The sequence below is a fragment of the Streptomyces olindensis genome (assembly GCF_040645895.1).
Taxonomy (GTDB): domain Bacteria; phylum Actinomycetota; class Actinomycetes; order Streptomycetales; family Streptomycetaceae; genus Streptomyces; species Streptomyces olindensis.
Map to the genome: position 1 here is coordinate 20,638 of NZ_JBEYZD010000006.1, position 12,483 is coordinate 33,120.

7 protein-coding genes and 1 pseudogene are annotated in these 12,483 nt (G+C 71.3%); 1 reads left to right on the forward strand and 7 read right to left on the reverse strand.

Annotated elements, in window-relative coordinates:
- The first annotated feature begins 74 nt into the window (after window positions 1-74).
- Complete coding sequence (locus ABZ948_RS05025; protein ID WP_359757357.1) at window positions 75-1,262, forward strand: sulfotransferase family protein; 1,188 nt, start codon at window positions 75-77, stop codon at window positions 1,260-1,262.
- A 27-nt stretch (window positions 1,263-1,289) separates the two neighbouring features.
- On the opposite strand, the gene ABZ948_RS05030 is transcribed toward ABZ948_RS05025, so the two are convergent.
- The 7 genes and pseudogenes from ABZ948_RS05030 to ABZ948_RS05060 form a co-directional block, all read right to left on the reverse strand.
- On the reverse strand, window positions 1,290-2,003 hold the full coding sequence (locus ABZ948_RS05030) for a glycoside hydrolase family 12 protein (protein ID WP_359757359.1): 714 nt from the start codon (window positions 2,001-2,003) through the stop codon (window positions 1,290-1,292).
- Between the two features lie 34 nt (window positions 2,004-2,037).
- Window positions 2,038-4,229, reverse strand: a pseudogene (locus tag ABZ948_RS05035) (glycosyl hydrolase family 95 catalytic domain-containing protein).
- Window positions 4,226-6,205 (reverse strand): beta-galactosidase, encoded by a 1,980-nt coding sequence (locus tag ABZ948_RS05040; protein ID WP_359757360.1) that lies wholly within the window; start codon window positions 6,203-6,205, stop codon window positions 4,226-4,228. The pseudogene ABZ948_RS05035 and the gene ABZ948_RS05040 overlap by 4 nt, the downstream one beginning before the upstream one ends.
- Window positions 6,205-8,403 carry a 1,4-beta-glucanase gene (locus ABZ948_RS05045; protein WP_359757362.1) on the reverse strand — a complete coding sequence of 733 codons (2,199 nt, stop codon included), beginning with the start codon at window positions 8,401-8,403 and terminating at the stop codon, window positions 6,205-6,207. Before ABZ948_RS05045 ends, ABZ948_RS05040 begins: the two co-directional genes overlap by 1 nt.
- Before the next feature lie 119 nt (window positions 8,404-8,522).
- Window positions 8,523-9,449: a carbohydrate ABC transporter permease gene (locus ABZ948_RS05050; protein WP_359757364.1), complete on the reverse strand. Its 927-nt coding sequence runs from the start codon at window positions 9,447-9,449 to the stop codon at window positions 8,523-8,525.
- Entirely contained in the window at window positions 9,446-10,498 is a 1,053-nt protein-coding gene (locus tag ABZ948_RS05055; RefSeq protein WP_359757366.1) for an ABC transporter permease, read from the reverse strand. Before ABZ948_RS05055 ends, ABZ948_RS05050 begins: the two co-directional genes overlap by 4 nt.
- On the reverse strand, window positions 10,498-12,171 hold the full coding sequence (locus ABZ948_RS05060; protein ID WP_359757368.1) for an extracellular solute-binding protein: 1,674 nt from the start codon (window positions 12,169-12,171) through the stop codon (window positions 10,498-10,500). The genes ABZ948_RS05055 and ABZ948_RS05060 overlap by 1 nt, the downstream gene beginning before the upstream one ends.
- Between the last annotated feature and the right edge of the window lie 312 nt (window positions 12,172-12,483).

Below are 12,483 nucleotides of genomic sequence, written 5' to 3' on the forward strand. Positions count from 1 at the left end.
TCCGGCCACCTCTTTTCGCGTCTTCGGCCAACTTCCCGGCAGCGCGGCCGGGTTGGAAGGGATAGGTTCCCTGCGTGTCCACGTCTCCGCTCGCCCTCACCGCCGCCAATCTGCTGCTGCGGCCCGCCTTCGGCTCCCGCCGCGACCCCGGCCGGGTCTTCGACCGCATCGCGGTGGAGGCCGGACAGGCGCCGGGCGACGGGGAGTTCACCGACGGCTTCCGGGCCCTGCTGGGCTGGTGGGCGAAGGCCGAGAACCTCACGCCGGTCGGCTGGCAGTCCGCGCAGGCGCACGTCCGGCGGCACCTGGCCAACCGGGCCCGGGTGCGGCAGTTGATCGCCCAGCATCCGGAGATCGAGCGGGAGCCGATCGAGAAGCCGGTGTTCGTCGTGGGGCTGCCGCGCACGGCGACCACGGTCACGCACTCGGTGCTGTCCGTCTCGGACGGTCACCGGTGCCCGCTGCTGTGGGAGCTGCTCCGGCCCGACCTGGAGTTGCCGCCCCGGCAGCGGCGCAAGGCGATCACGGCCGGACACCGGATGGTGCAGGGCACGAACCTCTTCGCGCCGCGCTTCCGCGACATCCACGCGATGGCCGCCGAGGGCCCCGAGGAGTGCACGTTCGCGCTGCCGCACGCCCTGATGCCGTTCTCCCAGGCCCGGATCCCCGAGTACCTGGCCTGGCACTGCGCGCGGGACTTCGTCGGCGACTACCGGTACCTCAAGCAGGTCTACCAGGTGCTCCAGTACGGCCGTCCGCGGCGGCGCTGGATGCTGAAGTCACCCATGCACCTGGAGAACCTGGACGCGCTGCTGACGGTCTTCCCCGACGCCACGATCGTGTGGTGCCACCGCGACCCGGTCACCGTCGTGGCGTCCTTCTGCAGCCTGATCGAGCACGGCATGGCGGTCAGCACCCGCCCCCTCGATCTGCACGGCATCGGCACCACCTGGCTGGGTCTGCTGAGCCGGGCCATGACACGCGGTCTCGCGGCCCGGGCCGTCGTCCCGCCGGAGCAGCTGGTGGACGCCCCCTACTCCTGGCTCGGCTCCGACCCCGCGACCGGCGCCCCGAAGCTCTACGCGGCCGTCGGCGCGCCCTGGACCGAGGCCGACGCGGCCCGGCTGCCCGCGGCCGTCGCCCGGCCCAAGGGCACCCGCAGGCACACCTACGACCTGTCCCGGTACGGCCTGACCCGGGACGAGGTCGAGTCGGCCTTCGCCGCGTACAACGCGCTGCGGGCCGAGGTCGACCGCGCCTGACGGCACGGCCGGCCCCGGCCCCGGAGGTCAGCTGCTGGTGACCGTGAGGTTGTTGGTGGTGAAGTTCAGACCGCCGGACGACGAGGTGATCTCGTAGCCGAACTGCACGTCACCGATGGTCTCGTTGCCCATCCACTTCTTGGTGTCCTTGATCCACTTCAGGATCGGCAGGATGTTCACGGTGCCGGAGTTGGAGTTGGAGGTGCGGATGAACGAGAACACCTCGTTGGCGCCGTTGGTGCCCTTGAAGACGTTCCAGGTGTGGCCGCCGAGCGTGACGCTGCCCTGCGAGCTGCCGATCGGGCCGACGGCTCCGGTCTTGTTGACCCAGAGCATGATCTCGTAGTCATGGTCCGTGTCCCAGATGTCGTACGACGTGTTGTACGCGCCGGACGACGGGACGCTGACGTTGTAGCTGCTGGTCAGCGAACCCAGGGAGGTGATCGACTTGTTGATCGCCTTCGTCTGGTTCGGGTAGGACTTGATGCCGCCGGTGTTGGGGTGGTTGGCCCAGACGCCCCAGTTGGTGCCGGAGTTGGCCCAGATGCACTGGCTGCCGGCGCCGGAGCCCCAGATGTTGTTGTAGAGCGTGTAGCCGTTCAGGTTGGTCTGGCCCCACTGGTCGCAGGAGTTCCAGACCGCGGCGGAGGCGGGGGCGGAGGCGAGGCCGACGGTGACGCCGAGGGCCAGAGCGGGGGCCAGCAGGGCCTTGGTGACCCTGCTCAGCGTGCGTGATGCCATGGTGTCCCTTCCATGGGTGGGGGGGTGGGGGGAACTACCACGCCCTCAGGGTGAGGACGTGGTCTTCTCCGGCGACCAGGTGGAGGGATTCTGCGCCGGAGGAAGTCCTGAGTTCGACGCGGACGGTGCGGCTCGGCCGGAGCACGGCGGTGACGGCGCCGTCCCGGCTCCAGGTGAGGTCCAGCTCGGCCCCGAACCGGGTGCGCACCCCGCGCAGCGCGCCGCCGGGGTACGCCGCCGGGAGCGCGGGCAGCAGGACAGCCGGTCGGGCGTGGACTGCACGAGCATCTCGATCAGCACGGCGGGCAGGGTGTGCGCGGCGTCGGCGTTGTAGACGTCGCGCTTGGGGTAGTGGGCGCTCATCAGGGAGGCGTGGAAGAAGTCGCCGTCCAGGACCCGGCCGAGGGCGTGGGCGACGCGGTCGGCGTCCCGGAGCCGGGCCGCGACGAGGGCGTGGTGCAGGTGGCCGTGCGCGGAGTCGTTCTCGGCGCCGCGCAGTTCCAGGGCGCGGTGGGCGGCGGCCGCGAGGTCGGGGGTGTCGTAGGGGGTGATCTCGTCGAGCGGCCAGACGCCGTACAGGTGGCTGAGGTGGCGGTGGTCGTAGGAGTCCTCCAGGCCCGGCCAGGCCCATTCGGCGAGGGCGCCGTCGGCGTTGACGCGGTGCGGCGGGAGGCGGTCGGCGAGGGCGTTCCAGCGGTCGGCGTCGGGGCCGGGGTGGTAGGCGGCGGCCGTGCGCAGGGCGTGGCGGGCCGCGGAGAGGTCCATGGCCGCGTTCAGGGTGCCCCAGCTCGCGTTGGCCGGGCGGTTCTCGGGTGAGTACGACGGGACCAGGACGAGGTGGCCGTGCTCGTCCGTCCTGGTGAGGAAGTCCTCGTAGAAGAGGGCGACTTCGGCGAGTGCGGCGGCGGTGTGCGGGTCGCGGGTGCCCTGGGTCTCGTCGTGGTCGACGAGCGGTTTGAGCAGCCAGTCGGCGCCGGCGGTCCACAGGTGCAGGGGGTATTCGCGGCTGTAGTGGTAGGCGTGGCCGGACTCTCCGTCGGTGTGGGCGGGCGCGACCACGCCGCGGGTGCCGAAGACCGCGCGGGCGTTGTCCCGCCAGTCGGGGAGCTGGCGCCGGATCAGCCGGGCGTGGGCCTCGGTGACCTCGGGGAGGGCGGCGGCAGCGGCACAGGCGGTCTGGAGGTTGAGGTTGGCGTCGTTGGTGAAGGCGCCCGACCAGGCCGTGTTCCAGTCGCCCGTCCACAGTCCGGTCAGGCGGGGCGGGAAGAGGCCGCTCGCGGAGAGCAGGTGGTAGCGGCCGGCGGCGAAGAGGCGCTCCGGCAGGGCGGCGCCGCGCGGCCGGGTCAGCAGCTCGGAGCCCGGCAGGGCCCGTTCCGCGGGGTCGGCGCCGAGGTCGAGGGTGACGCGCTCGTAGGCGGTGCGGTGCAGGGCGGTGTGGCGGTCGAGGAGTTCGTCGTACTCCGGCGGCAGGTCGCGCAGGGCCCGGCCCTCGGCGACCACGTCGAGTTCGCCGGTGTGCCGGCGCACCCGGGTCAGGAGCAGCACGGACCGGGCGCCCTCGACGCGCACGCCGGGAGGCACGAGGGTGGTGGTGCCGCCGGTGACGATGACCTGGGTGACGCCGGTGCAGGCCCGGTCGCTCTCCGGGTAGCGGGCGCGCAGGCTGAGCAGGGCGCCCTCGGGGGTGAGGACGGCTCCGTGTCCGACGCCCAGTCCCAAGGGGGCGCCGGGCAGCCGGTGGTCCAGGTCGATGTCGAGGGTGAGGCCTGGTCCGGTGACGTGGTGGACGATCACGTCGTCGGCGCGGGAGACGAAGAGGCGGCCGGTCCAGCCGGCGCAGGCCGCGCTGACCACGCCCGTCGCGAAGTCGACGTCCCGGCGGTAGTCGGGGCAGTCGGCCGGCGGCCGGCGCAGCCGGACCTGGAAGGCGGGGTGGAAGGGCTGCACCCACTGGAGCGGACGACCGTCCGTGAAGCTCTCGGCGGCCGTCCGGTCGCCCGCCAGGAGCCGTTCCTGGAGGGCGGGGAGGCCACCGGCGAGCTGCGGGGGCCGGGGGTCCCGGCCGTTGGGCCGCACCAGGGTGTGATGCGTGACGATGACCCGCTCGCTGTTCGGGTCGCCGAACACAAGGGCGCCGTGGTGGCCGTTGCCGCTGAGGAAGGCGTCCTCCCAGCGGGCGGCCGGCCGCGGTTCCCAGGTGCCGTGGACGGGTGCGGTGGTGCTCATGGCCGGAGCACCGCCGCCTCGTAGCGGCCGAGGGTGATCCGGTCGGTGACGGGCGTGTCCGTCAGCAGGTCGAGGTGGGTGCCGGGGACCTCGACGGTCACCGGCTCGCGGCCGTGGTTGAGGACGAACAGCACCTCGCCCCGGCGTACGGCCTCGACCTGCCCGGGGAGGCCGTCCAGCACCGGGCGGACGCCCGCGTCCCCGGCGATCCGGGCCAGCAGGTCGCGCAGCGCCCCGGGCTCGGGGAGCGTGGAGACGTACCAGGCGCGGCCCTTGCGCAGCACGGCGGGCATGCCGTCGAGCTCGCCGCCCTTGTAGCGGATCGTGTGGTCCGGGTCGGCGGGCTCGATCTCCTCGGACCACAGGGTGCCCCGGAAGCCGTCGCAGGCGGCGGTCTCCGTCTCCTCCAGCGGCCACCACTCGTGCAGCGTGCGGATGCCGAACAGCTCCCGCAGCCGGGCGTCCATGCCGCCGGGCCGGACCCGGTCGTCCTCGTCGGCGACGCCGGTCAGGAAACCGCAGACGAGGGTGCCGCCCTGCCGGACGTAGGCGAGGAGGTTGTCGATCGCCGCGTCGGTGAGCGCGTACAGCTGCGGCACGACGACCACCGCGTAGGGCGTCAGGTCGTGATCGGGGTGGGCGAAGTCCGTGGTGAGGTGCGCCTGCCACAGGGCGCGGTGCCAGGCGCGCAGCACGTCCGGGTACTCCACCCGGGTGGACGGGCGGCCGTCCTGGGCGCCGGCCCACCAGGCGTGCCAGTCGTGCAGGACGGCGACGCCGGCGGTGATGTGCCGGCCGGTCACCTCGGGGGCGATCCGGGCCAGGTCGGCGCCGAGCCGCTTGACCTCCTGGTACGTGCGGCCGTCCTCGCCGGCGTGGCTGACCATGCCGGAGTGGAACTTCTCCGCGCCCTGCCGGGACTGCCGCCACTGGAAGTAGCAGACGGCGTCGGCGCCCCGGGCCACGGCCTGGAGCGACCACAGCCGGTTCAGGCCGCGGGGCTTGGGGTGGTTCACGCCGCGCCAGTTGACCGGCCCGGCCGCCTGCTCCATGAGCATCCACGGCCCGCGTGCCTGGGAGCGGGTCATGTCCTGCACCAGGGCGCCGTTCTGCGCGCCGAGCGGGTCGCGCGGGTCGGGGTAGAGGTCGACGGAGACGACGTCCTCCTCCTCGGCCCAGCGCCAGGCGTCCTGGCCGGACCAGAGCGGCATGAAGTTGCTGGTCACCGGGATGTGCGGGGTGTGGCGGCGGACGATGTCCCGCTCGGCGACGTAGCACTCCAGGAGCATGTCGGAGGTGAAGCGCCGGAAGTCCAGTACCTGCGTGGGGTTGCGCAGGTAGTGGGGCAGGCGGGGCGGCAGGATGCCGTCCCAGGTGTCGTAGCCCTGGCTCCAGAAGGCCGTGCCCCAGGCCTCGTTGAGGGCCTTGAGGGTGCCGTACTTCTCCCGCAGCCAGCGGCGGAAGGCGGCCGCGGCCTCGTCGCCGTGGTCGTAGGTGCAGTACTCGTTGTTGATGTGCCACATCGTCAGGGCCGGGTGGCCGCCGTAGCGTGCGGCCAGGTCCTCGGTGATGGCGGCGGCGTAGCGCCGGTAGGTGGCGCTGGAGTGGGAGAAGTGCTGCCGGCCGCCCCACCACTCGGTGCGGCCGTCCTCGGTGACGGGCAGGGTGTCGGGGTGCAGCCGGCCCAGCCAGGGCGGGGGCGAGGAGGTCGGGGTGGCGAGGACGACCCCGATGCCGTTCTCGTGCATCAGGTCCATCAGCGTGTCGAGCCAGCCGAACTCCCGCGCGCCCGGCTCCGGTTCCAGCGTCGACCAGGAGAAGACGCCGAGGGTGACCGAGTTGACGCCGGCGGCCCGCATCAGCCGGACGTCCTCGTGCCAGGTCTCCTCGGGCCACTGCTCCGGGTTGTAGTCGCCGCCGTAGAGGAGGCGGCCCCGGGTCGCGTCGGCCAGGCCGGGCCGTTCTCCCGCGGCCATCAGGCGGGCTCCCCGTACTGGACACCCCGTCCGTTGGTGGCGATGTAGACGCGGCCGTACACGCGCGGGTCGCCAGTGATGGCGGCGCCGATCCAGCCCCACTGGTGCCGGTCGTCGTTGACGCGCACCCAGGTCTTCGCCTCGTCGTCCGAGCGGTACACGGCGGTGATGCTCTCGGTGGCGCCGACCATGTAGACCGCCGGGTAGGAGGCGCCCTCGGCGGCCTTGCCGAAGCCCAGGGTGTACGACGCCCAGCAGCTGGCGACCTTGGTGAAGGCCGCGCCGCCGTCGGTGGAGCGGTACAGCCCGTTCCACTTCAGGCTCAGCCAGAGGTCGCCGGAGCGGCCCGGGGCGGCGACGAGCTGGAACTCGGTGTCGCCCGAGTTCAGGCCGCCGGCCCGCGCGGTGAAGGTCGCTCCGCCGTCCGTGCTGGCGAAGAGCGTGCCGGTGGTGGTGTCGAAGGCGTAGAACCGCCGCGGGTCGACCGGGTCGGCGACCGGTGCGGCGCCCTGGGGGAAGGAGGGGACCTCGGACCAGGTGGTGCCGTTGTCGGCCGAGCGGAAGCCGGGGTTGCCCGTGCCGAAGGACCACAGCAGCACGCTGCCGTCGGCGTTGGTGGCGATCGGCCCCGGCGCGCTCTTGGCCATGCTCGGCTGGGTCTCGAACGGGGCCCAGGTCCTGCCCCCGTCGTTCGACCAGGCCCCGTTGCCGTGGTCGCCCCAGCCCGCCCGGACCACGTACGACGGCTTGGCCGCGGCCAGCGACAGGCCGGTCGACGTGCCGAACACCGGGTTGGACGCCATGCCGCGCGACGGCGACGCCGTGAGCCGCTCGTGGTACATCACGCCGATGTCCCCGGAGCCGCTGAGCAGGTGTGCCTCGCCGGTCGGGGGCGAGACCAGCTGGCGGATGGAGGCCTCCTCCAGGCCGCGGATCTGCGGCGCCCAGTGCTTGAGGTCGCGGGTGCCGTAGAGGGTCGCGCCCGTGCCGTACACGACGTGCTTCGAGTCGTACGGGTCGAGGGCGAGGGCCTGGATCCACCAGCCGAACTTGGGCTTGTCGCCGCCCCACTTGAGGTAGGGCGTCTCGGAGACGTCGAGGACGGCCGTGTCCTTCAGGGAGGTCCAGGTGCGGCCGGCGTCGGTGGAGCGGAAGACGGTGTCGATCTCGGCCCAGCGGTTGTTGGTGGAGACGACGAGCGTGCCGGGGCGGCGGGCGTCGACGGCGACCCCGCCGTAGCCGAAGGAGTCCCTCCCGCCGTCGCTCGTGGTGCCGCCGGGCTTCACCGGCGTGACCTCGGTCCACTTCCCGCTCGTCGTGCGCAGCTTGTGCACGCTGCCGTCGGACTGGCCGTTCGGACCGGGGGCGTCGGCGTACGTCACGTACAGCTCGCGCGTGTGCCGGTCGTACGCGGCGCGGACCGGCACCTTGGCGGCGGCGCCCGTGGGCTGCCCGGGGACGGGCTCCCAGGTGGTGCCGTCGGCCGTCCGGTAGAGGTTCGCGGCGCTGCCGTCGGAGTCGCCCCAGCCCGCGTAGACGGTGCGGCCCGCGGCGACCAGGAGCGTGACGCCCTGGCCGCTGGCGCTCGGTGCGGCCGGGAAGGCCACCGCCTGCCAGGTGGCGCCCCGGTCGGTCGACCTGAGCAGCCCGTCGTGGCGCGTGCCGAGCCACAGGGTGTCGCCGTCGCGCGGGTCGACGAGCAGCCGTTCACCGCAGCCGCGCCCGTCCTCGTTGGCCCCGAGCTTCACGGTGAGGTCGGCGCGCTTCCAGGTGGCGCCACGGTCCTCGGAGCGCAGCACGGCCCCGTTGCCGGCCCAGGACTGGGCGTACGTGCCGAGGGCGAGGTAGAGCCGGTTCGGATGGGCCGGGTCGACGGCCATGGCCTCGACGCCGAGCAGGTTCCAGTCGTCCCAGCCGATGTGGTCGACGAGCGGGATCCACCGGCCGGTGCGGTCGTCCCAGCGGTAGGCGCCGCCGATGTCGGTGCGGGCGTAGGCGAGGCCGCGGACGGTGGGGTGGAAGAGGACGCCGGTGATGAAGCCGGTGCCGCCCTGGACGACGTTGCGCCAGCGGTAGGCGCCGCCCGTGGCGGGGACGGCGGCGTGCGCCCGCCCGGGCAGGAGGGGGACGGCGGTGAGCGCGGCGGCGGCCGCGGTCCCGGCGAGAACGGCACGTCTGCTCGGGCTGGACGCATGCATGACACATACCTCGTGGTTCGGAGGGAGGGGGGAAGCGCCCCTAAGGGGCGCGGGGAACCGCGCGATCAGCCACGACGCGGCCGCACGGAAGACGACCGACACCCGACGGCGTGAACCGGTCAGCCCTTCACCGCACCCGTCAGCATGCCCTTCTTGAAGTGCCGCTGGACGAAGGGAGAGGCGACGGCGACGGGAATCAGCGCGAGGACCATGACGGCCATCTGGAGCCCCAGGGCGGAGAGCTCACCGGTGCGGACCGCCTGCTGGAGGCCGGTCGGCGCCTCGGTGTTCTTCTGCACCAACTGGATGAGCACGTTCTGAAGCGGCATCATCTGCTGGTCGGTGAGGTAGATGGAGGCGTTGAACCAGGCACTCCAGTACCCCACCGCGTAGAACAGCGAGATGACGGCCAGCACCGCCCGCGACAGCGGCATGATGATGGTCAGGAGGATGCGCAGGTCACTGGCCCCGTCGATGCGGGCCGACTCGGTGAGTTCGGGCGAGATGCCCATGAAGAAGGCCCGCAGTACGAGGATGTTGAAGACGCTGACCGCGCTCGGCAGGACCAGGGACAGATAGGTGTCGGTGAGGCCCAGTGACTGCACCAGCAGATACGTCGGGATGAGGCCGGCCCCGAAGAACATGGTGGCCATCATGGTCATCAGGAAGAACCGGTGGCCCAGACTGCCCGGCCGGGACAGGCCATAGGCCGCCAGCACCGACACCGTCATCGAGAACAGCGTGCCGAAGAGCGTGACCCCGACCGACACCATGATCGCCCGGCTGACCTGGCCGCCGCTGAGCAGTTCCGTGTAGTTGACGAACGTGATGCCCTGGGGGATCACGACCAGCCCGCCGACCCGGTCGATCACGGGTTTGGGAGACAGGCTGGTGACGATCACGATCCACAGCGGACCGAGGACCGCGAGGCAGCACAGGACCAGCAGCACGCCCTTCGCGGTGAGACCGGTCTTGCTGGGCGGCTCCTCCCACACCGGGCGGGCGGGAGCCTTCAGGCTGCGTATGAGCTGCGTGTTGAGGCTCACCTCTTGTACACCCCCTGCTCGCCGAGCAGGTGCGCGACCTTGTTCGCACCCAGGACGAGACACACTCCGATGGCTCCCTTGACGAGGCCGACCGCGGCCGCGTAGCTGAAGTCGCCGTTCTGGATACCCATGTTCCACACGTAGGTGTCGAGGACCTCGCTGGCCCCCGCACCCACCGCGTACCGCTGGAGCAGGAACTGCTCGAATCCGACGCTCAGCGCGTCACCCACGCGCAGCACCAGCAGCAGCGCGATCACGGGGCGCAGCGCGGGCAGCGTCACATGCCACATGCGGCGCCAGCGCCCCGCGCCGTCCATGGCGGCGGCCTCGTACAGATCGGTGCTGACGGCGGCCAGCGCCGCGAGGAAGACGATGATCCCCCAGCCGGCGTCCTTCCACACGGCCTGCGCGGTGACCAGGTACTTGAAGAGGCTCGCGTTGGTCATCAGGTCGAAGCCGCTCCACCCGTGCTTCTCCAGGGTCTGCGCGATGATGCCGGCGCCGCCGAAGATCTGCTGGAAGACGGTGACGACGAGGACCCACGAGAAGAAGTGCGGCAGGTACATGATCGCCTGCGCCACGGCCCGGACGCGGGGCCGGATCACGCTGTTGATGAGCAGCGCGAGGGCGATGGGGATCGGGAAGAACAGCACCAGTTGGAGCACGAACAGCACGACGGTGTTCTTCGCGGCGCTCCAGAACAGCGGGTCGTCGACCATCCGCGAGAACTGCTCCACCCCGACCCAGGGGCTGTGGAAGATCGCCGTGACGCCGTTGCTGGAGACGTACGGGTCGTAGTCCTGGAAGGCCACGACATTGCCGAGGAGCGGGACGTAGTTGAAGAGCAGGAGCAGTGCGATGACGGGCAGCGTCATCAGGACGAGCGTGCGGTCGCGGCGCCACCGCACCCGCAGGGGAACCTTGCCGGCCTTGCCCGTCCCGCGCGGCACACGCTCCTTCGCCACGGCCGCGGCGACCGCGGCCGTCGGCTCCTCGACGGCCGCGGGGGGACGAGTCCCGTCGGGCCGGCTCCCGGCCGTGAGGGACATCAGTTGCCGCTGCCGTTCTTGTCGATGAGCTCCTTGTACCAGTCGCGCAGCTTGTCGCCGCCGGAGGACTTCCAGGTGGAGATGGCCTGCTGCACGTCGGACAGCTTCTTGTTGCCGCGTACGTAGTCGATCTCCAGCTGCTCGAACTGACTGGAGAGGTTCGCGTAGCGGGACGGCTCCACGATGTTCATGCCGTACGTGGACGTCTTCTTCATGAAGGCGCCCATCCGCTGCTGCCACTCGACCTGCTTGCGGGCGACGTCGGGGAAGTCGGGGTGGGCGTAGTAGGCGGCGGGAGCGGCCAGCATCACCCAGGCGTTGAGCACCTCGGAGTTGCCCAGGTCGTTCTTGACCGGGACGCCGTCCTTGACCGTGTAGTGGGTGCCTTCGACGCCGTAGTCCACGAGCATCCGCTCCTTGGTGCCGTAGGGAGCGGCCGAGAAGTTGGCGGCGGCCAGCGCGTTCTCGACGGTCTCCTTGGAGGCGCCCTTGCGGATCAGCGACCAGATGGCGGCGGGCTGGGCCGCGTACAGCTGCGGGTCACCGCCGTCCGCACCGAAGATGTCCATGACCTCGATCTTCAGGTCCGGGTTGGACTGGGCCTGTTCGGCGGTCTTCCCGTACCAGTCGGCGAGGTTGGTGCTCCAGAACAGGGTCTCCCCGGCGGTGAACCGCTGGCCCGGGTCGCCCGAGCGTGCCTTGTCGTCGGGATGGACCACGCCCGCGTCGTACAGCTTGCGGACCCATTCCAGGGCCTCGAGGTATTCGGGCTGCTCGATGCGGTACGTCAGCTTGCCGTCGGACCCGATGTCCCAGCCGATCGTCCCGGAGCCGCGGACGCCGAAGATGTTCCACGCGGACCAGGTCATGTCACCGCAGGCCCACACCTTGGCCTTGGAGCTGGTGGCCTCCTTGGCCCAGCTCATGAACTCGTCGGGCGACTTGGGTACCGCGTAGCCCTTCTTGTCGAAGATGTCCTTGCGGTACAACGGCGCGATCCAGTTGGCGGTGGCGCTCGGCATCGGGATCCCGCGCAGCGCACCGCCGAAGATGCCCATGCGCCAGGCGTCGGAGGGAATGGCGGCCAGGTTCGGGTACTTCTTCACCTTGTCGCCGGCCAGGTAGGGGCCCAGGTCCATGAACTTCGCGGTGACCGCGTTGGAGATCTTGCCGACCAGTTCCCAGCTCGGCACGACCACCATGTCGGGTATGGAGCTCGAGGCGAGGACGGCGCCGAGCTTCTCGCCGTAGGTGTTGCCGTCCTGGTTCTGCCAGGTGACCTTGGTGCCCGCCGCGGCGTCGACCGCCTTGTAGTACGCGCACCCGGGCTTCGGCGGGGAACCCCAGAACGGCGACATGATCTTGAAGGGGGCGCCGGTACCGAGCTTGTCCGGGACCGACGTGGCGAGCGCCGCGATGTCGACCTTGCCGGTGTATCCGGCCGCCGAACCGTTCTTGGACGGAAGGTCCGGCTTGGCGACCGCGCTGGCGACGAACGCCGGGAGCAGCTTCTCCGCGTCCTTGCCCGACGTGGTCCCGTCCTTCGACCCGCTGTCCGACCCGCCGCAGGCGGAGAGCAGCGGCATCCCGCCCGCCACCGCTGCGGTGGCGACCGCCGTGGAGGCGAGGAAAGATCTCCGGCTCGGTCCGGAGGAGGCGGCATTCGGCGTCATTGCGTCAACCCTTCATGGCGCACCAGGACACCCGGCGGAGGGCCGTCGGCTGCGGTGTCTCGAGTGGAACTGGCTGAGCCGAAGCGATACTCCGACGCGTGACGAGGCGTGCGCACCACCGGGTGGCGGACTTCACAGTCGAAGCGCTTCGATGTTGCTGTGAGGTTAAGTGAACGCCCCAGGGTGCACAAGGGTCGTTCGCAAACTTCCTCCCAGGGTTGAGAAGGGACCTTTCCTCATGCACCACTTGAAGTGATGGCGTCGGTCTCTTGACACCCGCCCTGTCGTCGAATGAGCATCGAAGCGCTTCGA

What these genes read in the sequence shown, in the direction of transcription:
- ABZ948_RS05060 (WP_359757368.1), bottom strand. Translation starts at nt 12,171, where the DNA reads ATGACGCCGAATGCCGCCTCCTCCGGACCGAGCCGGAGATCTTTCCTC.
- ABZ948_RS05055 (WP_359757366.1), bottom strand. Translation starts at nt 10,498, where the DNA reads ATGTCCCTCACGGCCGGGAGCCGGCCCGACGGGACTCGTCCCCCCGCG.
- ABZ948_RS05045 (WP_359757362.1), bottom strand. Translation starts at nt 8,403, where the DNA reads ATGCATGCGTCCAGCCCGAGCAGACGTGCCGTTCTCGCCGGGACCGCG.
- ABZ948_RS05030 (WP_359757359.1), bottom strand. Translation starts at nt 2,003, where the DNA reads ATGGCATCACGCACGCTGAGCAGGGTCACCAAGGCCCTGCTGGCCCCC.
- ABZ948_RS05040 (WP_359757360.1), bottom strand. Translation starts at nt 6,205, where the DNA reads ATGGCCGCGGGAGAACGGCCCGGCCTGGCCGACGCGACCCGGGGCCGC.